Consider the following 26,759-nt stretch of genomic DNA (forward strand, 5'->3'; position numbering starts at 1 on the left):
TGCGCAGCCGCAAGCCTTTTCGCGACAAATAGCAGATACACACGACGAATGGCATGGCCGCCGGGACCATGCATCTGTCGTTCTCATATGGGAGAAATGGAGCGGGCGAGGCGATTCGAACGCCCGACCCCAACCTTGGCAAGGTTGTGCTCTACCCCTGAGCTACGCCCGCTCACTGACGCTCGCCGAACCGTGTGGCCCGGTGGGGAGGCGCGCAACTAGCAACGGCTTTTGAGTCTCGCAAGCGAAAAAATGCACTTTTTTGACCCGCCGCGTTTCCGCGCCTAGGCCCCTTCACATTCGCCGGGCGAAACCCACATGGGCGCCCGAGAGTTACATCCAAGGAAAGGCGGTTTACGTGGCGAGCATGAGTTTGAGCATCGACGAGCAGAAGGCGGTCGACAAGTTCAAGAAGGACGTCGTCGAACCGTCGATGACGAAGCTCGTCATCCTCGATTTCTTCGCCGAGTGGTGCGGGCCGTGCAAGGCGCTGGCCCCGATGCTGGAGAAGGTCGCGGGCGAATACGCCGATAAGGGCGTGGCGCTGGTCAAGGTCGATGTCGACAAGGAACAGTTCATCGCCGCGCAGTTCCAGGTCCAGTCGATCCCGACCGTCTACGCCATGTTCCAAGGCCAGCCCGTGGCCGACCTCACCAGCGCGCGCAGCGAATCGCAGCTGAAGGAAGTGCTCGACCAGATCCTCGTCCAGCTGCCGATCGAAGGTGGTGACACTGGCGGTGCGCAGGCGCAGGCGCAGGCCGCCGAGCAGGTCGACCAGTTCGTGGCCACGGGCGAGCAGGTCCTGGCCGAAGGCGACGCTGCCCGTGCTGCGGGTATCTTCGCGCAGGTCACCGAGATGGCACCCGACAACGCCGCCGCGCACGCGGGCCTCATCCGCGCGCTGACGCAGGCCGACCAGGTGGAGGAGGCCAAGGCAGTCCTCGCCGCCGTGGAAGCCAACCCCGCACTTGCGGGCGACACGCTGATCGAGAACGCCAAGGCCGCGCTCGAACTGGCAGGCAACAGAGTCGACGACGGCGAACTTAGCGCCCTGCGCGAAAAGGCCGCCGCCGATCCCGCCGACATGGACACGCGCCTCGCCTATGCCGAAGCCGCCTTTGCCGCAGGTGACCGCGACGCCGCTGCCGACGAACTGCTCGCCATGGTCGAAGCCGACCGCGAGTGGAACGAGGGCGCCGCGCGCGCCAAGCTGATCGATATCTTCAACGCGGTGGGCCTCGAAGACCCATGGGTGGTGACAACCCGCCGCCGATTGTCCAAACTTCTTTTCGGATGAGCAAAACCGTCCGCCTCTCGATCTTCCCCCTGCCCGGCGCGATCCTGTTCCCCGGCCTGCAACTGCCGCTGCACATTTTCGAGCCGCGCTATCGCGACCTCGTCGGCAGTGCGCTCGCCAAGGACCGCCTGATCGGCATGGTCCAGCCGCAGCGCAGCTCCGATGGCTCGCCGCTCTATGCGATCGGCTGCCTCGGGCGGATCGGCGATGTCGAGGCGCTGGAGGACGGGCGCTACAATATCGTGCTGGAAGGCGAGGCGCGCTTTCGCATTTCCCGCGAACTCGACGTCACCACCTCCTTCCGGCAGGTCGAAGCCGAACTGATCGAAGATCCGGAAGGTGAAGTCCTCGCCAGCGTCGAGCGCGCCGGTTTCGAATTCGAAGCCAAGCGCTTCGCCGCGATGCAGGGCTATTCGGTCGACTGGGATTCGGTCGAGCGGCTGGACGATGAAACGCTGATCAACGGCGTTGCCCAGATCGCCCCCTTCGACAGTGCGGCCAAGCAGGCGCTGCTCGAAGCGGACACGCTATCGCAGCGCTGCGAACTCATGATCCAGCTGATGCAGTTCTTCGCTCTGCGCGACGACGGCGACGAGATCGTCACCTTGCAGTAAAGCCTTTCTCTTCGCTAACGGTAAGAACAAGCGGGTTCTAGGCTCGGAGGCCGGGACGACGCTGGTTCAGAGGTTGAACGAACCTCTCAGCCCGTCGATCACATATTGCGCCGCAAGTGCGGCGAGCAGCACGCCGAGCACGCGGGTGATGGCCGCTTCCACCTTGTCGCCGAACAGCCGCATGATCGGGCCGGCCGCCATCAACGCCAGCATGGTGATGATCAGCACCGAGGCCAGCGCGCCGAGAACCGTGACGGTTTGCGTAAGGTCCTGCGCCTCGTTCATCAACAGCATGATCGCCGCGATGGCACCGGGCCCGGCGAGCATGGGGATCGCCATGGGGAAGATCGACACGTCTTCCACTTCGGGCGTGGCGGCCACCTTTTCCGCGCGTTCCTCGCGGCGCTGGGTGCGCTTTTCGAAGACCATTTCGAAGGCGATCCAGAACAGCATCAGCCCGCCCGCGATACGGAAACTGTCGAGGTCGATATGGAGGGCGCCCAGCAATTGCTCGCCGAACAGCGCGAAGATCAGCAGGATCACGCCCGCGATCAAGGTTGCGCGGATCGCCATGTTGCGGCGCAGCGCCGTGGTCGCGCCCTTGGTCAGGCCTGCGTAGATCGGTGCGCAGCCGGGCGGGTCGATCACCACGAAGAGCGTGATGAAGGCGGACAGGAAAAGCTGGGTCATTCGCTGCGGTTCGCCGGCAGGTTCACGTCCACCACCTGTTCCCAGCCCTCGTCACCGGCCAGCCAGACATCGTAGCGCCGCTCGCCCTCGCCCACGAAGTGGAAGCTCCAGGCCAGCGTGCCATCGCGCGAGGTGGCGACGCTGGCACCCGGCTCCACGGAAGGCGCGGCAAGGCGCTCGTCGCAATCCGCCACGCGGGTCGCGATCATTTCCGGTTTTGCGGGCGCTTCAGCCTGCGGATAGCCGAAGTCGAAGACCCAGCGGTATTCGCCATCGGCCTGGCGTTGCCACACGGTGTTGAACGTGCCCACCGTGCCTTCGGGATCGACGAAGGCGCCCTGCGTCACCGCGAGCGAGCCGTCGCAGCTCGACCAGACACGGTGCGGTTCCCACTGGACCGCGGCGGGCGGGTTCTCCTGCGCTTTGAGCCAGGGCTTGGCCTCGATCGCGCCGTTACGCCCGAACAGGAGCCCGCCGTCGGCCGCAAATTCCGCAAACGCCGTCCACTGCCCGTCTTCCTGTGCCGCGCGGGCGAAGGCGAGTTCGGTCGCCACCACCTTGCCCGGGTTGGCGCGCGCTTCCATGAAGCGACCATAGGGCGTGCGCGGCCCCGTGCTGGTGCAGGCTGCGGTGGCCAGGCTGGCAATCGCCAGCATGATTGCAGCAGTAGTTCGCATCGTTCGCTCCCCCTTCGGGCTGGGCGTGTCGAAGCCCTGTACTTTGTTTCGAGCGCCGCACGTCAAGAAAAGTACGGCTCCCTAAAGCGTTTCCGGCACGTCGAGCCCCGCGTTGCGATAGGCCGCGACAAGCGTGTTCCTCAGCAGCACGGCGATGGTCATCGGGCCGACACCGCCGGGCACGGGCGTGATCGCGGCAGCGACACCCTCGGCGCCCGCGTAATCGACATCGCCGACCAGCCGGCCCTTCTGCTCGCCCTCGGCGGGCGGCAGGCGGTTGATGCCGACATCGATCACGGTCGCGCCGTCCTTGAGCCATTCGGCCTTGACCATTTCGGCGCGCCCGACGGCGGCGACGACAATGTCGGCGCGTTTCACAACGCTGGGCAAATCCTTGGTCCGACTATGCGCGATGGTCACGGTGGCGTTGGCGCCGAGCAGCAGCTGCGCCATCGGCTTGCCGACGATATTCGAGCGCCCGATCACCACCGCCTCAAGACCCGAAAGGTCGCCCAGCCGGTCGGTCAGCAGCATCATGCAGCCCAGCGGCGTGCATGGGACGAAACCGCTCTGCCCGACCGCAAGACGACCCGCATTGGTCACGTGGAAGCCGTCGACATCCTTGTCGGGGCTGATCGATGCAATTACCGCCTGGTCGTCAAGATGCTCGGGCAGGGGCAACTGGACGAGGATGCCGTCCACCGCGTCATCGCTGTTCAGCTGTTCGACCAGTGCAAGGAGGTCCGGCTCGCTCGTATCGGCGGGCAGGCGGTGCTCGAAGCTTTCCATGCCGGCGGCCACGGTCGCCTTGTGCTTGCTGCGCACATAGACCTGGCTGGCCGGGTCCTCGCCCACCAGCACCACGGCTAGACCCGCCTTGCGACCGGCCTTGGTCTCGAACTGCGCCGCCAGCGCGCCGACCCGCTCACGCAACAGCGCGGCAAAGGCTTTTCCGTCGATCCGTTCCGCGGTCATACGGACATGATGATGTTGCGCAGGACGAGAAGGATGATCTGCAGCACGATGATCACCACCAGCGGCGAGAAATCGATCGCGCCCGTATCGGGCATCCGTCGGCGGATCGGGCGCAGGACCGGTTCCAGCAGGCGGTTGATGCCGTCGTAGAAGCTCATCAGGAATTCGTTGCGGCCCACCACGTTGAAGGCGAACAGCAGGCCGATGATGAACTGGATGATGATCAGCATCACGAAGATGGAGGTGATCATCTCGATGATCTGGTAGAGGGTAAGCAGCACGTGCGAACGATCCCGTTGCTAAAAATTGGCAGTCCCGATGGCCTCAGCCTTTACAAGAGGGCGCTCGGCCCCGCCACCCCTAAGCTGCGCTTATCAGCGTCCCTGCGCCGCGAGCGGTGAAGAATTCGAGCAGCATGGCGTGCGGCACGCGCCCGTCGAGCACGACTGCCGCCTCGCAGCCCGCCTCGACCGCCGACACGCAGGTTTCGAGCTTGGGTATCATGCCGCCGCTGATTGTGCCGTCGGCGCGCAGATGCGCGATGTCCGAAGGGCTCAGGTCGGTGAGCAGCTTGCCTTCCTTGTCGAGCACACCGCTGACATCGGTCAGCAACAGCAGGCGCGCCGCGCCCAGAGCTGCCGCCAGCGCGCCCGCCATGGTGTCGGCGTTGATGTTGTAGGTATGGCCTTCCTCGTCCGAGCCGATGGGGGCGACGACGGGGATCATCCCGGCTGCCGTAGCCGTCTCGATGATGGTGGTGTCGACCGCACTGGGCTCGCCCACGAAGCCCAGGTCCAGCGCGCGCTCGATATTGCTTTCGGGATCCTTGGTCGTGCGCTCCACCTTGCGCGCGGTGACGAGACCGCCGTCCTTGCCCGAGATGCCGACCGCCTTGCCCCCGGCGCGCGCGATCGAGCCGACGATCGCCTTGTTGATCGCGCCAGAGAGCACCATTTCGGCGACTTCGGCGGTAGCCTTGTCGGTTACGCGAAGCCCGTCGATGAACTGCGTCTCGACGCCGAGCTTTTCCAGCATCGCGCCGATTTGCGGGCCGCCGCCATGCACTACTACCGGATTGATGCCGACCGCTTTCAGCAACACCACGTCCTCGGCAAATTCGCGCGCCGCGTCCTCGTCGCCCATCGCGTTGCCGCCGTATTTGACCACGAAGCTGCGTCCGGCATAGCGTTGGAAATAGGGCAGCGCCTCGATCAGCGTCTGCGCCTTGGCGCTGGCATCGCCGGCCGAGGGGTTCTGGGGCTGGGTCATCGAAGTGGAAACGCCTGCGTATCGACCGGGAAGGGATACGCAGGCGTTAGCGCGGCCCATTGCCGGGCGGCAAGCTCTTGTTGATTACTGCGCCTCAGCGGTTTCTGTGTCGGTCACAACTTCCACTTCGCCGCCTTCAGCCTCGATCATGGTATCAACTTCGGCGCCTCTGATCGCTGGCAAGTCCTCGTCGGTCGCCAGCGGCAGGTCTTGGTTGAGGCGCTCTTCCTGCGTTGTCACGGCGTAATCGGGAATGGTCTCGGGTGCATCGGCGCGCGAGCCGAACAGCAGGAAGCCGATGAAGACGACCGCGAGCAACACGATCACGGCGACCCACATCCAGCGGGTTCCGGGAGCCTTGGTGTCGGGTACGGGGGCGGTCATGGGTTCTGTCTCCTTGGAACGGGTTTCGCTATATCAATGACCCGCCCTGCCAGCCGTTCCGCCCCGCCCTGTGAGCCGCCCCTTCCCTCGCCGCTCCGAACCGCTACAAGATCGCGCATGAGATACGCCCTCACGCCCCTCGCCGCCCTGCTGCTCGCTTCCTGCGCCACCACGCCTCAGCCCACCCCGCAGGACCGGTTCTGGACCGCGCTGCAGAGCCATTGCGGCAAGGCCTATGACGGCGCGCTTGTCAGCACCGACGCGCGCGACGCCGATTTTCGCGGGCGGCCCATGATCGCGCACTGGTCCGAGTGCAGCGACGCCCGCACGGCCATAGCCTTCCATGTCCAAGATGCCGACAAGTCCGGCTGGGACCGTTCGCGCACCTGGGTCGTGACGCGCACTGCCGACGGCCTCCGGCTCAAGCACGACCACCGCCATGCGGACGGCGTGGAGGACGCGGTCACGCAATATGGCGGTGACACGCTCTCCGCCGGGACTGAACGAGTGCAGGATTTTCCCGTCGACGCCTTTTCGATCGCACTGTTCGAACGCGAAGGCCTCAACGCCTCGCTGACCAATGTCTGGCGGGTCGAGGTCGATCCCACGGGCACGCCGGGCGCGCGCTTCGCCTACCTGCTGACGCGCCGCAACGATCCCACCCGCCTGTTCCGCGTCGAGTTCGATCTGACCGAGCCTGTCGCCCCGCCGCCCCCGGCCTGGGGCTGGGAATAGGCCTCAGCCGGCGCCTGCTGGCGGGTACTGCGGCGCGGCCCCGTGGTCGAGGCTCAGGCTTTCGAGCAGGCGGAAGCGCCCTTCGCCCGGCATCCACTGCCAAATGTGGAGATAGCGTCCGCCTCCGGTCTGGACCCAGCCATCCTCCTCGCCGCGCCATTCGTGGAAGGTGTGATGCGCCTCTTCCAGCGCGCCCCATGTGCCCAGCTGCTTGATCGTCCGGCTGCCCGGTACGAGCAGGCGGCGGTTCCTGTACCCCTCTGCATCGCCGCCGGGAGCGCGGCGGGCGCATTGCTCGCGCGACTGTTCGATGATGTCTGCAGCGCTGTCGTGCGGAAGGCCGACCAGATCGTGCACCATGCGGTAGTCGGGATGGAGAAGATCGGCGACCATGTCGGGATCGCATCCCTCGAAGAAGCCCCAGAAGAGCTTGGCATCTTTGGTCTCGATCCGACTTGTCATGTCCTCGCCCACAGGCATGGGGGCCGGCGGGTCGGACGGCGCGGAGGCGGCGGCCTGCGCAAGCAGTATGGCGGCAAGCAGAGTCATCGATTTCCTTTCCCTTGGTGTATTGCACACATAATACACATGGGACGCGCGTCAAGCCTTGTCATGCCATGCGCCCTTCCAGCTCGGCCGCCAGCGCGGCGAAATCGGCGTGGCCCGTTACCGGTTCGATGCGCTCGGCCCAGAGGCGGTCAATCGCAGCAGCGGTTTCGGGCGGTAGCGTCTTCACATCGCTGCCCGCCGCCTGCACCTTGGTCGAATCGCTCGCGGCGGGAATGCCGAGATAGGTCTCCATCGCGGCGCATACCAGGGCGTCGTCGAAGCGGTCCTTATGCGCATGCATGAAGCTGCGCGAGGTGCATTCGACGACCTTGGCGACCTCGTCCTCGCTTACTTCGATCCCGAGCAGGGCCGCCATCCGCCGCACCATCTCCGGCTGGTTCTTCGCCGCCCAGCGATAGGTCACCAGCAGCGTATCTGGCTCGTCCCGCCGCGCCCACCAGCTCAGCAGGTGGGTCGCATAGTCGCACCCATTCGGTCCCCCGCCGAGCCACAGGGGCATGAAGTCCTCCAGCGCCAGCGCGCCGCGCTCGAGGTGCCAGCCATCGAAGAAACGGTGCATTGACACATAGGTCTCGTGCGGGTCGCGCAGCGTGACGATGTAGAGCGCGCCTTGCGGCAGCCGTTCGTATTCGCGGTGGCTCTTGAACCCGCGCGGGGCGGCGCGCTGGGGCGCGTTGACGTCGAGATCCACCATGGTCGCCGTGTCTTCCCACGGCGTCATCCGGCTGATGTCGTCGAAGTCCATGTCGGGCTGCCCCGTGGCGGCGACCATGCGCAGCTGGTGGAACATCTGCTGGGTCATGGTGGTGCCGCTCTTGGCCCAGCTGGTGATGAAGGTATCGCCCGGCTGCGGGTCGATCGTGTGGTGCGGCTTGGGCTCGCTCAGCGCGGCGAGCGCGCCCATGTTGATCCCGAATTCCTCGATCGTCCGCGCGCGGCGGCCAAGCCCTACAGTCATGCATCGCTCCCGGCAAAGGCGCGACCCGGCGCCGCGCATCCTAGCAAGTGGGGGCGAGGCGGCAAGATGGGCGGCGCATTTGGGCTTTTGCGCAAAGCGCGGTATCGTGGACGTCCTATCCACGGGAGGAGGGATGCATGATGGATGACAGGAACACCAACCTCGACGGCGATCGCGCGCAGATGGGCGAGGCCCCGCCCCGCAGCGACACGCCCAACCGGCCCACACGCAGCAGCCCGCGCCGCGAGGTGCAATCGAGCGAGTTCGACGCCAATCGCCCCACGGTGATCGCGCTGCTCTACCTCGCCAGCTTCGTCACCGGGATCACCGGCCTTGTCGGCGTGGTACTCGCCCACGTCTGGCAGGGCGAGCGGGCCGAGGGCTGGATGGCTTCGCATTACACCTATCTCATCCGCACCTTCTGGTTCGCCTTCCTCGCCGGGATCGTGGCCTTCCTGCTGAGCATGGTGCTGATCGGCTTCCTGCTGTTCCCGGTGATCGCGATCTGGTTCGGCGTGCGCAGCGTGATGAGCCTGATGAAGGCCCAGAGGCGCGAACCCATGCCCGATCCGCAGACGCTCCTGTTCTGACCTCGCTGTTGGAGCGGCCTGCGCGCCGCTCCGACAGGATGGAACAGATGGAACACGGTCCTGGCGGAAAAATCCGCGCCGGACGCAAGACGGCCCGCGTCCGGGGAGGATGCGGGCCGTTTTCGTGTGCGTCATGGCTGCGAGGATGGCGGAGCGGCGAAGGGTAGGAAAGTGGCTCCTGTGCCTCGCTACCGCTACGCCCCGTTCACACGCCCCGGTAAATTGTGAAAACCCAGAAACAAAGCAACGCGCCCTGACTGGCGAGGATCATCTTCAGATAGCTTGAGAACGGTTGCTTGCGGGTCTTGTGGCGAAACAGCGCGCGACCGGCGAAGGCCCCGGGTGTCCCGCCGACAGCCGCCCAGAACACCAGGGTATCTTCGCTGATCCGGCGCGAGCCCGTTTCGGCCAGGGCCTTGTCGATGCCGAAAATGGCGAAGGAGACGAGGTTCACGAGGATGAGGGCGTATGCGATTGTCTCGGGGGTAAGGGAGAACAGCCCCATGATCTCATAGGCGAGAAGCATTCAGAAATATGTCCGGACAAGTGCGACGCTCACGCCGACAAGGGGCGAGAGGACAAGGATGATCCAGGGCCAGCGCCCTCCCGAAAGCGAGCCGGCATCACAAGCGGCAATTTCGTGCGGCTTCCGGTGAAGACGGTTTCCGAGTTTCCGCGCGGCCGTGGGCTCATCCGCACGGCCTAGGCGCGAATTGTGCCGTAACGGTTAATTGTCCCGATGGCGCAGGCTGTTAGCGGCGGAAAATACCCCGACCCGAATTGCCTCCTTTGGGCATACCCCTATCGTCCCGCCCCATGGTGAAACCCGCCCGTTTCCGAAAAGGCCGATATCCTAGGACGAAGGTCTCGAGCGGGGCGAAATGGGTCGTCCTGCTTGCGCTGGTGCTGGCCGCATGGTTCGCGCTGCGCGAGCCCGTGGCCCCGCCCGAACGGGTGGACGAGGTGGCGATGACCTTCCGTCTCTGCGGCGAAGCGGGGCGCGGCCCTTGCGTGATCGACGGCGACACGCTCGCGATAGGCCAGCGCCGCGTGCGCCTGACCGGCTTCGACGCGCCCGAGATGGACGGCGCCTGCGAGGCCGAGCGCGCGAAAGCCGCCCGGGCCCGCGACGCGCTGCTAAGCTGGCTCGACCAGGGCCGCTTCCACTGGACCGGCGGGACGGAGCCTCCCTACGACCAATACGGCCGCGAACTGCGCGAAGCGCGGCGGGGGGATGACTTGCTGGCCGACCACATGATCGCCGCCGGGCTGGCCGAGGGCATGGGCTGGGGCGCGGAGCGGGTGGAGTGGTGTTGAGTGTTTGTTTTGCGAACCCGCCTCCGCGGGCCGGTGGCCTCTGGCCGTCTACGACTCCCTCGCTAGACGTGCGGCAAGCCGCACCCGCTGCGGGCGGGCGCTTGCCCTTGCGAACCTCGACTACGGCTCGCTCTATTTCTTCCCGACCTTATGGGCGGTCAATGTGCAGTGGGACGAAAAGCCGGAGCGGCGGGTGGATAGCTATGCGGTGCCGAAAGGGCGGTGGAGCCAAGATTTGGCTCCAAGCAAACCGTTGGACTTATAGTGGCCAGACAGTCGCTCTCCGCCTCTTAAACTGAAACTGAACTTCGCACCTCTCGTCCGCGACGGCTCTCTGTCCATCTGGTTGAGCGACGATGAAGCGATCACCTACCGGCATCAATACAACGCTCTCGCCGCAGGTTGGGTAGTGGCCAACGAGGTCTTCAAATTCATCATAGCGAAGCGAAAATCCATGGCTGAATCCAGTAGCCAGCAATATCCCAGTGAACATCATGAATGTCGCAACCGCATGGGTCACTCGAAGGTCGAGATCATTCTTTTCCGCAACCGATCGAGCGGCCTTAGCGTAAAAGGGTATTCCCGCTAGCAGCAGGAAAACGAAAACCACTGTATCGCGACTGAAATAAGCGATCACAAAGCCCAATAGGCATAGCCAAGGAAAGGCTTTGATCGGGAAGGATGCTATCGGGCCTTCCAAAGTCGGGTGTTGCTCGAATTCTTCACGACCTTTGATCTTAAGTGGATCATTGACCTGATAGAGATGCCCATAAACGTAGGCCCCGAACATCAAAAAATAGAAAGGGGCGACTTTCCCAAACGAGATCGAAAAGATGTCAGATGGAGAGGCGAATACGACGGATTGTCCGCCGAAGCCGAAGTGAACCAGATACAAATAGAGGTAGCAGACGCCGATGTATAATATCGGCGCTGCTACTAAGAGGCGGCCAATCACTCCGCCGCCACAGCCCCTTCGCCGTCTTCGAACAGGCCCGGGCCGTCGTCCGCGATCTCTTCCTCGTTCGCGGCCTTGGCGCTCTGGCGCTTGTCGAAGCTCGACCACACCGTGTTCCAGTCGCCCTTGGTCGCGCCCTTGGAATATTCGGTGGCGCGCTGTTCGAAGAAGTTGGCGTGCTCCACGCCGTTGATCAGCGGGGCGAGCCAGGGCAGCGGGTGATCGTCGACCATGTAGATCGGGTCGAGGTTCAGCTGTCCCAGGCGCCAGTCGGCGATGTAGCGGATGTACTTCTTGATGTCCTTGGGCGTCATGCCTGACACCGGACCCATCTCGAAGGCGAGGTCGATGAAGTTGTCCTCCAGCCGCACCGTCTTCTGGCAGATGTCGATGATGTCTTCCTTGACCGCCTTGGTCAGGCAATCCCGCTCGCGCACGAATTCGTGGAACATGCGGATGATGCCTTCGCAATGCAGGCTTTCGTCGCGGATCGACCAGCTGACGATCTGGCCCATGCCCTTCATCTTGTTGAAGCGCGGGAAGTTCATCAGCATGGCGAAGCTGGCGAACAGCTGCATGCCTTCGGTAAACGCGCCGAACATGGCGAGCGTGCGGGCGATGTCCTCGTCGTTATCGACCCCGAACTGCTGCATGTAATTGTGCTTGTCGGCCATTTCCTCGTAATCGAGGAAGGCGGAATATTCGCTTTCCGGCATGCCGATGGTGTCGAGCAGATGGCTGTAGGCCGCGATGTGCACCGTCTCCATGTTCGAAAACGCGGTGAGCATCATCTTCACTTCGGTTGGCTTGAACACGCGGCCGTATTTGTCGTGGTAGCAATCCTGCACCTCGACATCGGCCTGGGTGAAGAAGCGGAAAATCTGCGTGAGCAGGTTGCGCTCGTGCTCGGTCAGCTTCTGCGCCCAGTCGCGGCAGTCTTCGCCCAGCGGCACTTCTTCCGGCATCCAGTGGATCTGCTGCTGGCGTTTCCAGAATTCGTAGGCCCACGGGTATTCGAAGGGCTTGTAGGTCTTTCTGGCTTCGAGCAACGACATCTTGTGTCTCCGGCGTTTGTGTTCAGCGACTCATATAGGGAATCATGGAGCGGAATCGAAGGCAAGGGGGGATGATTCGGTGGGGATAAGAACTGGGTAACTTTTCCCGCGGGAAGCGCCCTTTGCATGCGACCAGTTGCGGAACGGCATCAGGTGGTAGTCCGTTGAGTGGGTGAAGGAGATTTCCCATGGGACAGTATGAACCGAACGACAGCCGCGATGTAACGCTTACCGACGGACACGAACCGGGCGGGATCAAGCGCACCGGCCCGCGCGAAGCAGAAACGCGCCAGCATGAAGAGCAGCAGCAAAACGAAGGCGCCCAGCCCGGCAACCAGCAACAGGCGCTCGACGCGCAGACCGGCGGCCCGCGTCCGGAATACGACCAGTACGAGGTCAACCAGGCCGGAAACATCAACAAGCAGGCCGAAGCGCAACAGGGCTATGGCAATGCGCGCGACGATGACGGCCAGATGGAGCAGGACGTCGCAACCGGCGATTTCGGCAGCGCTCCCATCGCACAGAGCGACAGCGCGCAGCCGGGCGAGATATCCGACCGGCCCGACGAACGCGCTGCGGCCGACGCCAACCGGCCTCTCGGCGAGAGCTGACACGAGTTTCACAGTACGGGGCTAAAGCGAACTTGTTCGGTTTTCCCCTTTTGCGGGCAAGTTCCGCAGAACCCCCGGCGCCCCGCCTTTCTTAGGCGGGGCGTCAACTTTTTTATGCTTCCTGTCCTCTTGCAGACAGCGTTGCCAGCTTGCTCCGTTCGTTGCTCCTACCCGTGCATCAGGCTCGACGAAACGTGGACCCCATCGGCCGTCCTTCCGTTGATTAGGTGTAACCAACTTATAACAAAAGGATTTAATATGTTTGAGAAGCTCCGCATTAAGGAACACATGGAAGTCGCCAACTCGGAAGGTCTCCACGTCGGGACCGTGGATGAAGTGAAGGACGACGCCATTAAGCTGACGAAGTCGGACAGTTCCGACGATATGCACCACTTCCTCTCGCTGGATGTTGTCGACAAGATTGACGACAACCGCATCTATCTTAAGGAAGGCGCACGCATTCCCGAAGGCCTCGGCAACAAGGCCGCCGTGGTAGACGCCTAACCAAAATTCGCCGGGCCTGTCCCGGTACGAACAAGACCCCGCTTGCCCTTCTAAATAGGGCAAGCGGGGTTTTTGCATGCGCAAATCTACGTAGTTCCCGACTGCTACTGTTGAAATACTGCTATGATATTGCCCCGCTCAAACCATGCGGATGCAATTAGCCAAGAGACCGGTCGAAGCCGGCATGATCGAATGGTGGCGGGGACGAAAAATCCACTGCCCGCCTCACTTGCGTGCGCCACTGGAGCGGGCGGTCGACGCAAGGCATCATAACGAATCGCGCTTTCTCTCGGTCGTGGCTCTCCTGTTTTCCGTCGCGTCTCTGATTCTCGATGTGGTTAGCATACCCGACCACGCAGCAGCGGTGGCCGCCTTACGCCTATCGTTCACGATTCCGGTATTTTGCTTCGTTCTTCTGACACCTTCGTCTCATCTGGCCCTTTCGAAGGTCCTGCTTGGAATGGGATTGTGCGGCCTGGCCGTTACGATGCTCTTGGCAAGCAGTTATGCCCATCCTCCCGAAAACGCGTTCATGGCGATCGGAGTGCTGGTCATGTTCGGCCTTGCCATTCCTCTACTTCCTTTCAGACGACGGGGGATGCTGTTCTTTATCGGCGGCACCGTAATCACGACGGGATCGCTTGTCCTGCACACCCATGGAAGCGGAGAGTTTGCCCGCACTTACCTGGTAATCCTTGTTCTGGTTGCGGTAGCAGCGGGCATCTTGTCGCGGCGCATTCGCTGGCTCGAAAAACGAACGATTCTGCTCACCCTGCAGGCGGAAGACCGGGCGGGTGATCTGGAGCAGAGCAATCGCCGGCTTACCGAGCTTTCGATGCAGGATCCCCTTACGGATCTCGCAAATCGCCGCTGGGCCGAGAAAGCGTTCGAGCGGCATTACGCGTTGTCACCAGCGGAAGCGCCGGGCCAGACGGCGATCTTGCTCATCGATATCGATCGCTTCAAGGAGATCAACGATCGGTGGGGGCACGATGTCGGGGATCGCGGTCTGCAGGCCGTCGCGGAAGTTCTGCGTCACGCCGCCAGCGGCACTTCCGGGCTTGCCGCGCGCTTCGGGGGCGAGGAATTCGTAATATTGCTGCGCGTTGATGGGCCGGGCGAAGCGCGTCGATTTGCAGAAGAAGTCCGGGCAAGCATCGAACGGATCGAGATCGAGGTCGATAGCCCCCCGAGGAAATTGGGATGTACGGTGAGCATCGGAGTGGTGGTGCACGCTGGCGAGGAAAAACCGAGCCTGTCAAAATTGCTAAAGCGCGCTGACAAGGTTCTTTATCAAGCAAAGAGCGACGGGCGGAACCGCAGCGTGCTCTCCGGCATCGCGGCCTAGGTCAGGGCGTTAGTCCCCTTCGGGAATGAAGCCGACGATGCGCAAGGGGCCGCCGCTGCCGTCGCGTATCTTGACCGGCAGGGCGACGATATGCGCGCCCGCTGCCGGAAGCGCGCCGAGATTGGCGACATTCTCGAAACCCGGGATATTCTCGCCCAGCAGGATACGGTGCGCGATGAAATCCTGCGACTTGCCGTAGTCGAGGCTGGGCGTGTCGAGACCGACCGCGGCCACCTCGCGCTCTTCGGCAAGGAACCGCGCCGCGTCTTCGGATAAGCCCGGGAAGCTCAGTTCGGCCACGCCCTCGGCCCCGCGCTTCGCTGTCCCCATGTAGCGGGTGCGGTCGGGCCAGTATTGGTCGAAACCGGTCCGGAATAGGACGATCGCGCCTTCGGGAAGGCGTCCGTGTGCTTGCTCCCAGCGCTCGACATCGGCGACGGTGAAGCGATAATCGCGATTCTCCTCGCATTGCTGGCGGACATCGATCACCGCGGTGGGGCCGATCAGCCGGTCGAGCGGGATCCGGTCGGTGGTCTGGCGCCCTTCGGCAAAATGCTCCGGCGCGTCGAGATGAGTGCCGCCGTGTTCGGACAGGCGCAGGTCGTAGGAACTGTAGAACCAGCCGCCCTCGGTTTCGCCATGCACGACTTCGACATGGGCGTATTCACTGGCGGTGGGCCAGAAGACGTTGTCCTCGTCGAGCGCGTGGGTGAGATCGACCCAGGTGCCGGCGAAGGGATCGGCCGGGGCCGTGGTTTCCGATGCCTTCCCCTGCTGGCACGCGGCGAGCGCGAGGGCGGCGGAAAGGGCGAAGTTGGCGTGGCGCATGGCAGGCTTCTCCTGCGCCCCAGCCTCGCACACCCCCGCGGCGGGAATGAGGCACGAAAAGGCCCCGCCCTCACTACCGGAGGACGGGGCTTTTCGAATTGCCGCCGCCGCTTACTGGCAGGCGAGGCATTCCTCGTAATCGGTCTGCTCGGCGCCTGCGGCGAGTTCGTATTTCGCTGCGTCGGCCGTGTTGTCGGCTTCAACGCCGCCGGCAAAGCCTGCGCGCTGCACCGACTTCGAGCGGAGGTAGTAGAGCGACTTGATGCCTTTCTCCCAGGCCTGGAAGTGCAGCATCATCAGGTCCCACTTGTCGACATCGGCAGGGATGAACAGGTTCAGCGACTGCGCCTGGTCGATATAGGGCGCGCGGTCGGCGGCGAATTCGAGCAGCCAGCGCTGGTCGATTTCGAAGCTGGTCTTGAAGGTCGCCTTTTCTTCCGGCGTCAGGAAGTCGAGGTGCTGGACGCTGCCGCCCTTCTCGAGGATCGAGTTCCAGATCGCCGTCGAGTTCTTGCTCTTCTTGTCGAGAAGTTTTTCCAGGTACGGGTTCTTCACGATGAAGCTGCCCGACAGGGTCTTGTGCGTGTAGATGTTCGCCGGGATCGGCTCGATGCAGGCGCTAGTCCCGCCGCAGATGATCGAGATCGACGCAGTAGGCGCGATCGCCATCTTGCAGCTGAATCGCTCCATCGCGCCCATGTCCTCGGCGTCGGGACAAGCGCCGCGTTCCTGCGCCAGGACCATGGACGCTTCCGAGGCCTTGCTCTGGATGTGCTTGAACATCTTCAGGTTCCAGACCTTGGCCATCGGACTTTCGAAGCCGATGCCCTTCTGCTGGAGGAAGGAGTGGAAGCCCATCACGCCGAGACCGACGCTCCGTTCGCGCATGGCGCTGTACTTGGCGCGGGCCATCTCGTCGGGCGCGCGGTCGATATAGTTCTGCAGCACGTTGTCGAGGAAACGCATGATGTCCTCGATGAATTGCTTGTCGGTGTTCCACTCGTCCCACTTCTCGATGTTGAGCGAGGACAGGCAGCAGACCGCCGTGCGATCGTTGCCGAGGTGGTCGATACCGGTCGGCAGGGTGATTTCGGCGCACAGGTTCGAGGTCGAGACCTTAAGGCCGAGATCGCGGTGATGCTTGGGCATCATCCGGTTCACCGTGTCGGAGAAGACGATATAGGGCTCGCCCGTGGCAAGGCGCGTTTCAACCAGCTTCTGGAACAGCGAACGCGCGTCCACCGTCTTGCGGACGCTGCCGTCCTTCGGACTGAGGAGGTCGAATTCCTCGCCGTTGCGGACCGCTTCCATGAAGGCATCGGTGACCAGCACGCCGTGGTGCAGGTTCAGCGCCTTGCGGTTGAAGTCGCCCGAAGGTTTGCGGATTTCAAGGAATTCCTCGATTTCCGGGTGGGTGACGTCGATGTAGCAGGCGGCCGAACCACGACGCAGGGACCCCTGCGAAATCGCGAGCGTGAGGCTGTCCATCACGCGGACGAAGGGGATGATGCCGCTGGTCTTGCCGTTGAGGCCGACCGGCTCGCCAATCCCGCGCACATTGCCCCAATAGGTGCCGATGCCGCCGCCCTTCGAGGCGAGCCAGACATTTTCGTTCCAGGTGTTTACGATCCCGTCGAGGCTGTCGCTAACCGAATTGAGATAGCAGGAAATCGGCAGGCCGCGCTGCGTGCCGCCATTCGACAGGACAGGCGTTGCCGGCATGAACCACAGGCGCGAGATATAGTCGTAGAGACGCTGCGCGTGGTCCTGATCGTCGGCAAAGGCATCAGCGACGCGAGCGAACAGGTCCTGATAGCTTTCGCCCGGAAGCAGGTAGCGGTCCTCAAGCGTCTCCTTGCCGAATTCGGTCAGGAGATCGTCGCGGCTTTCGTCCGTTTTCACGTCGAAGCGGCGGTCGAGAATCTTGTGGCTGTCTTCCTTCACGGTCGCGGCCTTGGCTATTTCGGTCATGGCGCCAGCCATCGCTTCGCCCGCTTTCGCGGCGACGAGATCTTCGCTGCTCTTGTCCTGGCCACCCATGCTTACTGCCTTTTCCGCCTGCTTAGGCTTTGCCGAGGCGGTATCCTCGATCGTGCTATCGGTATCCAGGTCCAGTGCCATCGCCGTTTCGTCTCCGCCTTTGAAATCCATGTTGCCCCACCGTCTGTGTCTATGCGGGCCGTGCGGGGCCTGCGCTTCCCCGTCGTGCCGCGTTCCTGTCGAGTCGACGGGAGCCCTCCCCGCCTATCATCGAATGCCTCTTCCGGGATGCGAAACTTCTCCCCGTTTTCTCCACAGACCAGGGCAAATTCGCCGTTTCCCCCATATGGGGAGCTTCGGACTAATCGCTAGGTCTTGTGGGTACCCCCAGGCAACCGACCACTAGATAGTGAATCAGACGCGATTCCGGCGCAAGAGGGTCAACGCAAATTTAACGCATCGCACGGGCTATCGGCGCAAGCCATCGGGATGATGCGACGCAGCGACGCGTGGACCAAGCTGGGTTTGCGAGATCGCAAGCCCAAAAATGCATTGGTTGAAAAAATTTTGCGGGCAAAAATTGTGCTGCCGGCTTGTGAATCATTCGACTCGGGCCGGGACATTTTCTTGCGGGGGGGGTGGCAAAAACGAACCCCGGCGGCACGCCGTTCCCGCAGAACAAGACGTGACGCCGGGGCATTCCCGGCCGATCATTGGGGGTCGCCGGGAAACGGTAGCGCGGTTCAGGAGGACGGACGGGCCGCTGCGCTACCGAGGGCAAGAACTTGCTTTTCTTCGCCCATTGCGAGTCTGACAGCCTCTTCTTGAGCCAGCTGGGCTGCCATCTTCGCGTGGCCGCGCACACTCGAAGCGAAGATAATGTTCGCTTGATAGACCTGATCCTGCCGAGCCCCGGCAGGGATACCTTCAGTCAGATCAAGCTTGTCGACAGCTCGCATAGCCGTACGGTCCAGATTATGTCCGCCCGACTTGCGGTAAAGCGAAATATTGTCCGGCCTACCTTCAGCAGTACGGGTGAAGCGGACTATCGCAATGCCGTCGCCATCGGCTTTCTCCCAGCGCGCCGCTCTTTCGAGCTGCCGATCCAGGTCTTTTGAGACCTTTTGAACGAAGGCCGTCCGGGATACCTCCGGCGTCACGGTAATGGGTTCGGCCAATACCGGTTCGGCAAGCAGAAGTGCCGAGCACACGGTCGCGAAAGTGAAAGAGTGCACCTTATTCATTTTGATCATCCTTTTTCCATACAAAAGCGATGATCGGCCGCAGAGGGTTACGCAGGGATCGCGGCAGTCCTTTCTGATCTGATAGCGAACGGTCATTGGTCGATCTTACAGGTCAGATTCAAAATCCAGCCTGGTAGAATTGATGCTACCACGAAATACAATTGTCAAACCACGCAGGAAAGCATGTCGCAAACCTGCTAATTCGCACGATTGCTGCTTAAATTTGCAACAAAACTTTCTTTTCGGCTTGCGAGGTTTCGGCGGGTGCTCAAGAAAGTTTGACGTCACGCAACGGACTCGCCGCTCCGGCTCAAAGACACGCTAGTCGTTCGTCGAGAGGCTTTGCCGTTTGTCGAACGCTCTCGCTACTTCGTCGCATCACCGGCATGCGCGGCGATCTCATCGGCGAGAGTCTCGACCAGTTCCACCGGAAGATCATGCCCCCAGCCAGGGATCGTCTTCAACCTTGCCTCCGGGATGCAGGACGCTGTGTCGCGCCCACCTTCGCAAGGTACGAGCGGATCGTCCTCGCCGTGAAGCACCAGGGTCGGCACGGTAATCTCGCGCAGCATGGCCCTGCGGTCACCATCCGCCACGATGGCGGAAAGATGCCGCGTGGGCCCCTCGGGATAGAAGCTGCGGCGTACGTTGGTAAGCGTGCGTTCGCGCAGCCTTTTATCGGGCGTGGGATAGCCGGGCGAGCCGATGGTTCGTGCCAGCATGATGCCGTGTTCGACCAGCGCATCCTCCTCGTCGCTCGAAGGACGCGTCACCAAAGCCTGCAGCGCCTCCTTGCGCGCCGGCGGCAGTTTGGGATTGCCCGTGGTCGAGAAGATCTGCGTGAAGCTGAGGCAGCGCTCGGGATATTTCGCGGCCACGTGCTGGGCGATCATCCCGCCCATGCTCGCGCCGACGATATGCGCCTTCTCAATTCCCAGCGCGTCGAGCAGCCCGATGCCATCGGCCGCCATGTCCGCCAGACCATAGGGCACCTGCGGCGTGATCCCGATTTTGGAGAGCAGGGTTATCTTTACGAGGCCCGGTGCCTTCACCCCGTCGAACTTTTGGCTGAGTCCGATGTCGCGATTGTCGTAACGGATTACGCGGTAACCGCGCATCGCCAGCGCCTCGACCAACTCGTCGGGCCAGAGGGTGAGTTGCGCCCCGAATCCCATGATGAGCAGCATGGCTGGATCATCAGCCTTGCCATGCTCTTCGTAATGGATGTCGATCCCGTTGGCGGTCACTTGCGGCACTGGTGCTTCCCTTCCCTGATGGCTGGCCTTCCTTCTGGCCCTTGCGCCTACATCACCCCAATAGCGCGGCAATGTCCATCGCTGCGTTTCAAATCGGGATTTGTATAGTAAACAGAGAGTAAATCTGCGGCTTTTCTGTCGCCTTTCTACAATTCAACATTCCCATATCTGATCTATAGTACGTACTTGGGCGGAGGGTTACATGAATACTGATCGGAGGAGCAGGGAGCGGAGCGATACGTCCGAGACGGTGCGCGTCGAAATCGGCGGGCGCGATATCTTCGGCACGATGCGCAACCTCTCACAGATGGGCTGCATGGTCGAAACCCTGTACGGCGCTGCCGATCTGGGGGAGCGGTGTGAAGTGTCGCTGATCCCCGGATATTCGGTGAGCGGCCGGATTGCCTGGCAGCTGGGCCGTGCGATGGGCATCGCCTTTTCGCATCCCGTCCCGCTTGCCCTGGTGCAGGAAATCGCACTCGACGACTGGCCGATGCGGGTGCAGGCTCGGACGGTGGTCCCGATCCACCGCTAAAACTAGAGCGCGCCTACAATTGCCGACGCGCCTCCTCTCCAAAAGTATTCTCTAATAAAGTATTCGCGAAAGCCTCCAGCATTTATAAAGCTTTTCCCGGCAGACCCCCCGTGTCGAGTGCGACGGGGAGGACATTATGGACCAGCGCAATGCGGAAAGGGTTGGGGTTACGGGCGTCGTCCGAAGCGACGTGGTGGCCGGGCTCACCTACGAGCTCGGCGACATTTCGCGCCGGGGCTGCCGGCTGCGGCACATCGCGCATCCGCCGCGCAAAGGAGAGGCGCTGAGCCTTTCGCTGCTCGGCGATGTCATCGTGGCGGGCACGGTGCGCTGGACGGCGGCGGGCGATGTGGGAATCGAATTCGACGAACCGATCAGCCCGGCGGCGGTGCGCTATTTCGCGCTTGCCGACAGCGGGATGACGCGCGACTGGCCGCAGGATTGCTTCGGCCGCGTGCTTCCGCCCCTGTCACACTTCGGGCCGTTCGAAGCGCTGTAGAGCGCTCAGGGGATCAGCACGGTGTCGCGCGCGAGGCTGTCGGTTTCCGGATAATCGAGGATGAAGTGCAGCCCGCGGCTCTCGTGCCGCCTGAGCGCGCTTTTCACGATCAGCGCCGCGCATTCGAGCAAATTGCGCAGTTCGATCAGATCGGTGGTGACGCGGAAGCTTCCGTAATAGTCCTCCACCTCCTGACGCAGCATCTCGATGCGGTTTCCCGCGCGTTCCAGCCGCTTGGTGGTGCGCACGATCCCGACATAGTTCCACATGAAGCGGCGGATCTCGGTCCAGTTCTGCTTGATGACCACTTCCTCGTCGGAATCGGTCACACGACTTTCGTCCCACGGCAGAATTTCGGGCGGATCGTCGAGCTTGTCCCAGCATTCGAGGATGTCCTTGGCCGCCGCCTCGCCGAAGACAAAGCATTCGAGCAAGGAATTGGACGCAAGGCGATTGGCGCCGTGAAGCCCGCTTTCGGTGCACTCGCCCGCGGCCCAGAGGCCGGGAAGGTCGGTCTTGGCGTCGAGGCCGATCTTCACCCCGCCGCAGGTGTAATGCTGCGCCGGCACGACAGGGATCGGCCCCTTGGTCATGTCGATGCCGAGGCCGATCAGCTTTTCGTGGATGGTCGGGAAATGCTCCATCACGAATTCGGGCGGCTGGTGGCTGATGTCCAAATGGACGTAGTCGAGCCCGTAGCGCTTGATCTGGTCGTCATTCGCGCGCGCCACGATGTCGCGCGGGGCCAGCTCCATGCGCTCGGGGTCGTATTTCTCCATGTAGCGTTCGCCCGTTACCGGGTTGAACAGCCGCCCGCCTTCGCCGCGCACCGCCTCGGTGATGAGGAAGTTCTTGACCTCGAGATTGTAGAGGCAGGTCGGGTGGAACTGCATCATCTCCATGTTGGAGACGCGCGCGCCCGCCCGCCAGGCCATGGCGATCCCGTCGCCGGTGGCCCCGCGCGGGGCCGTCGAGAAGAGGTAGACGCGGCCCGCACCGCCTGCCGCCAGCACGGTGGCGCGCGCGACATGGGTGACGACCTCGCCGCTCTCCTCGTCGAGCGCGTAGGCGCCCCAGACCCGGCCCGAACCGGAATATTCGGTCTGGTTGCGCCCCGTGATGAGGTCGATGCAGCTCTGGTGAGGGAGCAGGGTTATGTTCGGATTTTCCTCCGCCGCCTTGAGCAGTGCGGCCTGCACCGCCCAGCCGGTCGCGTCGTTCACATGGACGATCCGGCGATGCGAATGGCCGCCCTCGCGGGTAAGGTGGAGATCGCCCTCCGCGCGGTTGAAGGGCACGCCCAGTTCACACAAGCGGTCGATCGCCGCGGGCGCGCGTTCGATCACGAACTCGACGGTTTCGAGGTCGTTGAGGCCGGTGCCGGCCACCATCGTGTCGCGAATATGGTTCTCGAAAGTGTCGCCTGCGTCGAGCACGGCGGCGATACCGCCCTGCGCCCAGGCGGTGGAGCCGCTGGTCAGCTTGCCCTTGGCTAGCACCAGCACCTTCTTGGTCTGCGCAAGTTCGAGCGCGGCGGTAAGCCCTGCGGCGCCCGAGCCGATGACGAGGACATCATGCGTGTTGCTCATGCGCGTCCTCATGGCGAGGTAATCGGAACGCGGCAAGCAGAGAACGACTCACCGAAATGGCAGTTAAATTTTAACCATGAGCCGATAGACAGCGAATCGACAGGGTCGTGTGGGGGCGCATGGGATCTGGGAAGGGTCGTAAAATAATGAAGATGGGTTTGCTCTCGTGCGCCTTTGGGCGCCACTCGGTCGATTCTGCCAATATGCGCAAGACAGGCGGCATGCACGTCGGCAAATGCCGGTGCTGCCACACCCCCATGGAAGAAATCGAACCCCACGTCTGGGACGTCATGCGGGTCAAGGATGCCGGCCTGGGGCCGCGCAGCTTCAGCTAAGTCTTGACAGTTTCGGCGCGGGTCAGCCTGCGCCTGTCAACTGTACGAAGACATCTTCCAGATCGGCTTCGCGGGTGGTGACATCCTCGATGCCGTAGCCATGCGACTGCACCAGCGCCAGGACCTGTCCGGCGCTGGCCTTGTCGCGATCATAGGTGATGTCGAGCCGGCGCGGGTCGACCACTTCGGCCTTGAGGAAGGCCTCCTCCATGATCGGGCCTCCGAGGTCCTTGTCGACGCTCACCGAGACGATCTTTTCGCGCGCCATGCCGATGAGGTCGCGGGTCGGCTTGTTGGCGATCAGCTCCCCATGATTGATGATGGCGATGCGGTCGCACAACTGCTCCGCCTCCTCGAGGTAATGCGTGGTCAGCACCACGGTCACCCCTTCGGCGTTCAATTCCTGCACCAGTTCCCACAGCTGGCGGCGTAGCTCCACATCCACGCCCGCGGTCGGTTCATCGAGGACGAGGATGGGCGGCGAATGCACCATGGCCTTGGCGATCAGCAGGCGGCGCTTCATCCCACCCGAGAGCGTCCGGGCATAGGCGTTGCGCTTGTCGGAAAGGTGGACGGCCCCGAGCAGTTCCTCGCTACGCCGGTCCTTCTTCCCGATACCGTAAAAGCCGCCCTGGTTCTCCAGTACCTCGAAGGGCGTGAAGAAAGGATCGAAGACGATTTCCTGCGGCACGATCCCGATCGAACGCTTGGCGTTGCGCGGATTATCGTCGATGTCGAAACCCCAGATCTCGGCATGGCCCGAGGTCTTGCGCACGAGCCCTGCCAGGATGTTGATGATCGTCGACTTGCCCGCGCCATTGGGGCCGAGCAGGCCGAACACCCCGCCTTGCGGAACGTCGAAGCTCACACCCTTCAGCGCCAGCTTACCCTCATCCCCCGGTCCGCTCGGGGCATAGCGTTTGACGAGGTTGTCGATGCGGATCGCGGGAGGCGTGGTCATGCCGCGTCACCTATCCTCTTGAGCACTTCAATCAAACCCATTATCGGCCTCCCCCATGAGTCTGCCTCCTCCCGAAGTCTCCAAGGTCACCACCCCCCGCGTGTGGTGCGATGGCGCAACCGACATTCGTAGCGGTGAGAACTACAAGCCCATCGCGCTCGGCCATCCCAAGGTCTATCTGCAGATCGACGAGCACGGCTATGTCGACTGCGGCTATTGCGACCGGCGCTTTGTGCTCGAAGGCGGCCCGGCGGACGGTGTCGACCAGTCGCAGCTGATGGACATTTCCGAAGGCGCCGACCCGGGCCATCCGTAAGAGCGCGGGTAAGCTCTCGCCAAGCGGCGCGCCTCTTCCTACATAGGGCGCATGACCGCACCGATTTCCGACCCGCTTTCCCTCGTCTACGGCAACAAGCTGACGCCCGATGAGGCGCAAGCGCTGACTGCCAAGCTGCTTGCGCCCTGCGACGATGGCGAGCTCTACCTACAGTTCATCGCGTCCGAAGCCTTCGGCTTCGACGACGGACGGTTGAAGACCGCCGATTACAGCCGCGATTCGGGCTTCGGCCTGCGCGGCGTCTCGGGCGAGACCACCGGTTTTGCGCACGCCAACGAGATCAGCGCCGCCGCCATCTCTCGCGCGGGCGAGACGTTGAGACTGCTCGACGCGACCAGCCAGCCGCTTGCCGCACCGCCAGAGAGGACCAACCGCCACCTCTACACCGATCTGTGCCCGCTCGACCTCGTGCCGTTCGAGGAAAAGGTTGCGCTGCTCGAGAAGATCGACGCCGTGGCCCGCGCCAAGGACCCGCGCGTGGCGCAGGTATCCGCCAGCCTGCTCGCCAATTGGAGCGTGGTCGAGATCGTCCGGCCCGACGGCCACATCGCGCGCGACATCCGCCCGCTGGTACGGCTCAACATCCAGGTCGTCGCCGAACAGAACGGCCGCCGCGAAACCGGTTTTTACGGCATGGGCGGGCGCTATCTCTACGACCGCCTGTTCGATGAAGGCGCTTGGATGCGCGGGATCGACGAAGCGGTGCGCCAGGCGCTGGTCAATCTCGACAGCGTGGCCGCGCCGGCTGGCGAACAGACCGTCCTGCTCGGCCCCGGCTGGCCCGGTGTGCTGCTGCACGAAGCGGTGGGCCACGGGCTCGAGGGCGATTTCAACCGCAAGGGTACCAGCGCGTTTTCGGGCCGCATCGGCGAGCGCGTGGCCGCGCCCGGTGTTACCGTGGTCGACGACGGCAGCATGCCCGACCGCCGCGGCTCGCTCAGCATCGACGACGAAGGTACGCCGACGCGCGAAACGGTGCTGATCGAGGACGGGATCCTCAAGGGCTACATGCAGGACCGGCTCAACGCGCGGCTGATGGGCGTGGCGGCGACCGGCAACGGGCGGCGCGAAAGCTACCAGCACGCACCCATGCCGCGCATGACCAACACCTTCATGCGCAGCGGTACCGACGATCCGGAGGAACTTCTCAGCCGCGTCGACGACGGCATCTACGCCACCAGCTTCGGCGGCGGGCAGGTCGACATCACCAGCGGCAAGTTCGTCTTCGCCTGCACCGAGGCCTACAAGGTCGAGAAGGGCAAGATCGTCCATCCGATCAAGGGCGCCACGCTGATCGGCGACGGTCCCAGCGTGCTCACCCGCGTCACCGGCATCGGCAACGACATGGCCTTGGATGAGGGCGTCGGCATCTGCGGCAAGGGCGGCCAAAGCGTGCCTGCAGGGGTCGGACAGCCGACCTTGCTGATCGATGGCATCACCGTGGGCGGCACCGGCGCCTGAACGCCTCGGGGGGCCAGTCAGCGTGCATTCAGCGCGCGTTTGGTATATGTTCTAGCATCTTAGGAGACTCGCCATGCTCAAACGCCTAGCCCTTGCCACTGCCGCCATCGCCATGCTCGGTGCACCCGCCTTGCAGGCACAGGAACACGCCGAGCTGACCAAGGGCGAGATGAAGCTCGCCAAGATGCTCGACGGACGCGTTGCGGGCGAACCGGAACGCTGCATCCGCACAATCGGCTCACGCTCCATCACCAGCATCGACGACACCGCGCTGGTCTATCGCGACGGCGATACCATCTGGGTTAACTACACCCGCTCGCCAGGCGCCATCGACGACAGCGACTACATGGTGATCGACCGCTTCAGCGCCACTTCGCTGTGCCGGACCGACCACATCACGACCTACAGCCGCGCGGGCAATTTTTTCTCCGGCGTCATCTTCCTCGACGACTTCGTGCCCTATCGGGCTGCCGACGCCGAAGGCTGACCGCGAGAGTGAGACAGGCGGCCTGGCCGCGCGAACCTAGCCATGCTTCACGAGCGAGCCGGATAGGCCTCGCACAGGGAGCCCACCGGGCACGTCTGGCATTTGGGCGCGCGTGCAGTGCAGATGCGCTTGCCGAACTGGACCAGCCAGAAATGCCCGTCGCCTAGCGCCCATTCCGGCGAGCGCTCGTCCAGTTGGGCCGCGGTCTTTTCGGCCGTCTTCGCAGCCGTCAGCCCGATGCGGTTGCAGACGCGGTGGACATGGGTGTCGACCGCGATGACGTCCTTCCCGAAGGTGAAACTGAGCACGATATCGGCGCATTTGCGACCGATGCCGGGCAGGCGCATCAACCCTTCGCGCGTGTCAGGCACGACCCCGCCATGCTCGGCCAGCAGGGCCTCGCAGAAGCGCCGGATCGAACGGGTCTTGGTGTTGTAGAGCCCGCATGGCTTGATGGCTGCGGCAATCGCGCTGTCGTCGAGCTCCAGCATCGCCTCGGGCGTCGTTGCCAAGGCAAAAAGGGCGCGCGCAGCCCTGGCTGTGTTGCGGTCGAGCGACTGGGCCGAAAGTATGCAGGAAATGCAGGAGCGGAACGCGTCGGGCTGGCCCTTGGGTCCCTTCGCCCCGCGCGTGCGCCCCGGCATTTCGCGCGCCAATGTGCGGTAGACCTCCTCGACTTCGTCTGCGCTCAACATGAT

The 26,759-nt window shown here is 63.2% G+C and carries 32 protein-coding genes and 1 tRNA gene; 14 read left to right on the forward strand and 19 right to left on the reverse strand.

The annotated features are described in order from the left end of the window. Nucleotides 1-97: 97 nt before the first annotated feature. Nucleotides 98-172, reverse strand: a tRNA-Gly gene (locus tag ED21_RS04225). 195 nt (nucleotides 173-367) lie between these two features. Here ED21_RS04225 and ED21_RS04230 point away from each other — a divergent pair. Together ED21_RS04230 and ED21_RS04235 are read left to right on the forward strand one after the other, a co-directional pair. Beyond that, nucleotides 368-1,297, forward strand: coding sequence for a tetratricopeptide repeat protein (locus tag ED21_RS04230; RefSeq protein ID WP_006832600.1), 930 nt, complete (start codon nucleotides 368-370; stop codon nucleotides 1,295-1,297). Next, complete coding sequence (locus ED21_RS04235; RefSeq protein WP_006832601.1) at nucleotides 1,294-1,911, forward strand: LON peptidase substrate-binding domain-containing protein; 618 nt, start codon at nucleotides 1,294-1,296, stop codon at nucleotides 1,909-1,911. The genes ED21_RS04230 and ED21_RS04235 overlap by 4 nt, the downstream gene beginning before the upstream one ends. A 66-nt stretch (nucleotides 1,912-1,977) precedes the next feature. Here the strand turns inward: ED21_RS04235 and ED21_RS04240 are convergent, their stop codons facing one another. The 6 genes from ED21_RS04240 to ED21_RS04265 all read right to left on the reverse strand — a co-directional run bounded on the left by ED21_RS04240 (nucleotide 1,978) and on the right by ED21_RS04265 (nucleotide 5,906). Continuing rightward, the gene (locus ED21_RS04240) at nucleotides 1,978-2,601 is read right to left on the reverse strand and encodes a MarC family protein (RefSeq protein ID WP_006832602.1); all 624 of its coding nucleotides are present in this window, start codon (nucleotides 2,599-2,601) and stop codon (nucleotides 1,978-1,980) included. Next, nucleotides 2,598-3,278 carry a hypothetical protein gene (locus ED21_RS04245; RefSeq protein ID WP_034921402.1) on the reverse strand — a complete coding sequence of 227 codons (681 nt, stop codon included), beginning with the start codon at nucleotides 3,276-3,278 and terminating at the stop codon, nucleotides 2,598-2,600. The genes ED21_RS04240 and ED21_RS04245 overlap by 4 nt, the downstream gene beginning before the upstream one ends. An 81-nt stretch (nucleotides 3,279-3,359) precedes the next feature. After that, nucleotides 3,360-4,253 (reverse strand): bifunctional methylenetetrahydrofolate dehydrogenase/methenyltetrahydrofolate cyclohydrolase FolD, encoded by an 894-nt coding sequence (gene folD, locus ED21_RS04250; protein ID WP_006832604.1) that lies wholly within the window; start codon nucleotides 4,251-4,253, stop codon nucleotides 3,360-3,362. Continuing rightward, the gene (locus ED21_RS04255) at nucleotides 4,250-4,534 is read right to left on the reverse strand and encodes a YggT family protein (protein WP_006832605.1); all 285 of its coding nucleotides are present in this window, start codon (nucleotides 4,532-4,534) and stop codon (nucleotides 4,250-4,252) included. The genes folD and ED21_RS04255 overlap by 4 nt, the downstream gene beginning before the upstream one ends. 79 nt (nucleotides 4,535-4,613) lie before the next feature. Then, entirely contained in the window at nucleotides 4,614-5,522 is a 909-nt protein-coding gene (gene argB, locus ED21_RS04260; protein WP_006832606.1) for an acetylglutamate kinase, read from the reverse strand. Nucleotides 5,523-5,606: 84 nt separating this feature from the next. Next, the gene (locus tag ED21_RS04265) at nucleotides 5,607-5,906 is read right to left on the reverse strand and encodes a hypothetical protein (protein WP_006832607.1); all 300 of its coding nucleotides are present in this window, start codon (nucleotides 5,904-5,906) and stop codon (nucleotides 5,607-5,609) included. 117 nt (nucleotides 5,907-6,023) lie between these two features. On the opposite strand from ED21_RS04265, the gene ED21_RS04270 reads away from it, so the two are divergent. Then, nucleotides 6,024-6,641 carry a hypothetical protein gene (locus ED21_RS04270; protein ID WP_006832608.1) on the forward strand — a complete coding sequence of 206 codons (618 nt, stop codon included), beginning with the start codon at nucleotides 6,024-6,026 and terminating at the stop codon, nucleotides 6,639-6,641. A gap of 3 nt (nucleotides 6,642-6,644) precedes the next feature. On the opposite strand, the gene ED21_RS04275 is transcribed toward ED21_RS04270, so the two are convergent. Both ED21_RS04275 and ED21_RS04280 read right to left on the reverse strand, forming a co-directional pair. After that, nucleotides 6,645-7,190: a DUF4440 domain-containing protein gene (locus ED21_RS04275; RefSeq protein ID WP_006832609.1), complete on the reverse strand. Its 546-nt coding sequence runs from the start codon at nucleotides 7,188-7,190 to the stop codon at nucleotides 6,645-6,647. 61 nt (nucleotides 7,191-7,251) lie between these two features. Further along, the gene (locus ED21_RS04280; RefSeq protein ID WP_006832610.1) at nucleotides 7,252-8,169 is read right to left on the reverse strand and encodes a sulfotransferase domain-containing protein; all 918 of its coding nucleotides are present in this window, start codon (nucleotides 8,167-8,169) and stop codon (nucleotides 7,252-7,254) included. 137 nt (nucleotides 8,170-8,306) lie between these two features. Here ED21_RS04280 and ED21_RS04285 point away from each other — a divergent pair, with 137 nt between their 5' ends. Next, the gene (locus tag ED21_RS04285) at nucleotides 8,307-8,759 is read left to right on the forward strand and encodes a hypothetical protein (protein WP_233995703.1); all 453 of its coding nucleotides are present in this window, start codon (nucleotides 8,307-8,309) and stop codon (nucleotides 8,757-8,759) included. A gap of 205 nt (nucleotides 8,760-8,964) precedes the next feature. Here the strand turns inward: ED21_RS04285 and ED21_RS04290 are convergent, their stop codons facing one another. Continuing rightward, the gene (locus ED21_RS04290; protein ID WP_006832612.1) at nucleotides 8,965-9,285 is read right to left on the reverse strand and encodes a DUF1294 domain-containing protein; all 321 of its coding nucleotides are present in this window, start codon (nucleotides 9,283-9,285) and stop codon (nucleotides 8,965-8,967) included. A 290-nt stretch (nucleotides 9,286-9,575) separates the two neighbouring features. On the opposite strand from ED21_RS04290, the gene ED21_RS04295 reads away from it, so the two are divergent. Then, on the forward strand, nucleotides 9,576-10,076 hold the full coding sequence (locus ED21_RS04295) for a thermonuclease family protein (protein ID WP_006832613.1): 501 nt from the start codon (nucleotides 9,576-9,578) through the stop codon (nucleotides 10,074-10,076). A 259-nt stretch (nucleotides 10,077-10,335) separates the two neighbouring features. On the opposite strand, the gene ED21_RS04300 is transcribed toward ED21_RS04295, so the two are convergent. After that, nucleotides 10,336-11,031 (reverse strand): hypothetical protein, encoded by a 696-nt coding sequence (locus ED21_RS04300; RefSeq protein WP_006832614.1) that lies wholly within the window; start codon nucleotides 11,029-11,031, stop codon nucleotides 10,336-10,338. Continuing rightward, nucleotides 11,028-12,086 (reverse strand): ribonucleotide-diphosphate reductase subunit beta, encoded by a 1,059-nt coding sequence (locus ED21_RS04305; protein ID WP_006832615.1) that lies wholly within the window; start codon nucleotides 12,084-12,086, stop codon nucleotides 11,028-11,030. Before ED21_RS04305 ends, ED21_RS04300 begins: the two co-directional genes overlap by 4 nt. Before the next feature lie 188 nt (nucleotides 12,087-12,274). On the opposite strand from ED21_RS04305, the gene ED21_RS04310 reads away from it, so the two are divergent. From ED21_RS04310 to ED21_RS15020, 3 genes are all read left to right on the forward strand, one after another. Next, nucleotides 12,275-12,697, forward strand: a complete 423-nt coding sequence (locus ED21_RS04310; RefSeq protein ID WP_006832616.1) for a hypothetical protein — start codon at nucleotides 12,275-12,277, stop codon at nucleotides 12,695-12,697. A 258-nt stretch (nucleotides 12,698-12,955) separates the two neighbouring features. Continuing rightward, nucleotides 12,956-13,201, forward strand: coding sequence for a DUF2171 domain-containing protein (locus ED21_RS04315; protein ID WP_006832617.1), 246 nt, complete (start codon nucleotides 12,956-12,958; stop codon nucleotides 13,199-13,201). A gap of 151 nt (nucleotides 13,202-13,352) precedes the next feature. Next, nucleotides 13,353-14,549, forward strand: coding sequence for a diguanylate cyclase (locus tag ED21_RS15020; protein WP_198005813.1), 1,197 nt, complete (start codon nucleotides 13,353-13,355; stop codon nucleotides 14,547-14,549). A 9-nt stretch (nucleotides 14,550-14,558) separates the two neighbouring features. On the opposite strand, the gene ED21_RS04325 is transcribed toward ED21_RS15020, so the two are convergent. The 4 genes from ED21_RS04325 to ED21_RS04340 form a co-directional block, all read right to left on the reverse strand. Continuing rightward, nucleotides 14,559-15,377, reverse strand: a complete 819-nt coding sequence (locus ED21_RS04325; protein ID WP_006832619.1) for a cyclase family protein — start codon at nucleotides 15,375-15,377, stop codon at nucleotides 14,559-14,561. Between the two features lie 111 nt (nucleotides 15,378-15,488). Then, entirely contained in the window at nucleotides 15,489-17,498 is a 2,010-nt protein-coding gene (locus ED21_RS04330; RefSeq protein ID WP_369765544.1) for a ribonucleoside-diphosphate reductase subunit alpha, read from the reverse strand. A 602-nt stretch (nucleotides 17,499-18,100) separates the two neighbouring features. Then, nucleotides 18,101-18,610, reverse strand: a complete 510-nt coding sequence (locus ED21_RS04335; protein ID WP_006832621.1) for an energy transducer TonB — start codon at nucleotides 18,608-18,610, stop codon at nucleotides 18,101-18,103. A 356-nt stretch (nucleotides 18,611-18,966) separates the two neighbouring features. Then, nucleotides 18,967-19,857, reverse strand: a complete 891-nt coding sequence (locus ED21_RS04340; RefSeq protein ID WP_034921406.1) for an alpha/beta fold hydrolase — start codon at nucleotides 19,855-19,857, stop codon at nucleotides 18,967-18,969. A gap of 202 nt (nucleotides 19,858-20,059) precedes the next feature. Here ED21_RS04340 and ED21_RS04345 point away from each other — a divergent pair, with 202 nt between their 5' ends. Further along, entirely contained in the window at nucleotides 20,060-20,392 is a 333-nt protein-coding gene (locus ED21_RS04345; protein WP_083800366.1) for a PilZ domain-containing protein, read from the forward strand. Nucleotides 20,393-20,528: 136 nt separating this feature from the next. Then, nucleotides 20,529-20,891: a PilZ domain-containing protein gene (locus ED21_RS04350; RefSeq protein WP_006832624.1), complete on the forward strand. Its 363-nt coding sequence runs from the start codon at nucleotides 20,529-20,531 to the stop codon at nucleotides 20,889-20,891. Between the two features lie 5 nt (nucleotides 20,892-20,896). On the opposite strand, the gene nadB is transcribed toward ED21_RS04350, so the two are convergent. Further along, nucleotides 20,897-22,480 carry an L-aspartate oxidase gene (gene nadB / locus ED21_RS04355; RefSeq protein WP_083800367.1) on the reverse strand — a complete coding sequence of 528 codons (1,584 nt, stop codon included), beginning with the start codon at nucleotides 22,478-22,480 and terminating at the stop codon, nucleotides 20,897-20,899. A 152-nt stretch (nucleotides 22,481-22,632) separates the two neighbouring features. On the opposite strand from nadB, the gene ED21_RS04360 reads away from it, so the two are divergent. Then, a complete protein-coding gene (locus ED21_RS04360; RefSeq protein ID WP_156787284.1) occupies nucleotides 22,633-22,815 on the forward strand; it encodes a hypothetical protein in 183 nt (60 codons plus the stop codon). Between the two features lie 22 nt (nucleotides 22,816-22,837). On the opposite strand, the gene ED21_RS04365 is transcribed toward ED21_RS04360, so the two are convergent. Beyond that, the gene (locus ED21_RS04365; protein ID WP_006832627.1) at nucleotides 22,838-23,776 is read right to left on the reverse strand and encodes an ABC transporter ATP-binding protein; all 939 of its coding nucleotides are present in this window, start codon (nucleotides 23,774-23,776) and stop codon (nucleotides 22,838-22,840) included. 55 nt (nucleotides 23,777-23,831) lie between these two features. Between ED21_RS04365 and ED21_RS04370 the strand changes: the two genes are divergently transcribed. The 3 genes from ED21_RS04370 (at nucleotide 23,832) to ED21_RS04380 (ending at nucleotide 26,061) form a co-directional block, all read left to right on the forward strand. Further along, the gene (locus ED21_RS04370) at nucleotides 23,832-24,092 is read left to right on the forward strand and encodes a zinc-finger domain-containing protein (RefSeq protein WP_006832628.1); all 261 of its coding nucleotides are present in this window, start codon (nucleotides 23,832-23,834) and stop codon (nucleotides 24,090-24,092) included. Between the two features lie 51 nt (nucleotides 24,093-24,143). After that, nucleotides 24,144-25,574, forward strand: a complete 1,431-nt coding sequence (gene tldD, locus ED21_RS04375; RefSeq protein ID WP_006832629.1) for a metalloprotease TldD — start codon at nucleotides 24,144-24,146, stop codon at nucleotides 25,572-25,574. Between the two features lie 73 nt (nucleotides 25,575-25,647). Beyond that, complete coding sequence (locus ED21_RS04380) at nucleotides 25,648-26,061, forward strand: hypothetical protein (RefSeq protein WP_006832630.1); 414 nt, start codon at nucleotides 25,648-25,650, stop codon at nucleotides 26,059-26,061. Between the two features lie 47 nt (nucleotides 26,062-26,108). On the opposite strand, the gene nth is transcribed toward ED21_RS04380, so the two are convergent. After that, entirely contained in the window at nucleotides 26,109-26,756 is a 648-nt protein-coding gene (nth, locus tag ED21_RS04385) for an endonuclease III (RefSeq protein WP_006832631.1), read from the reverse strand. Between the last annotated feature and the right edge of the window lie 3 nt (nucleotides 26,757-26,759).

The organism is Erythrobacter sp. SD-21 (genome assembly GCF_000181515.1).
GTDB lineage: Bacteria > Pseudomonadota > Alphaproteobacteria > Sphingomonadales > Sphingomonadaceae > Qipengyuania.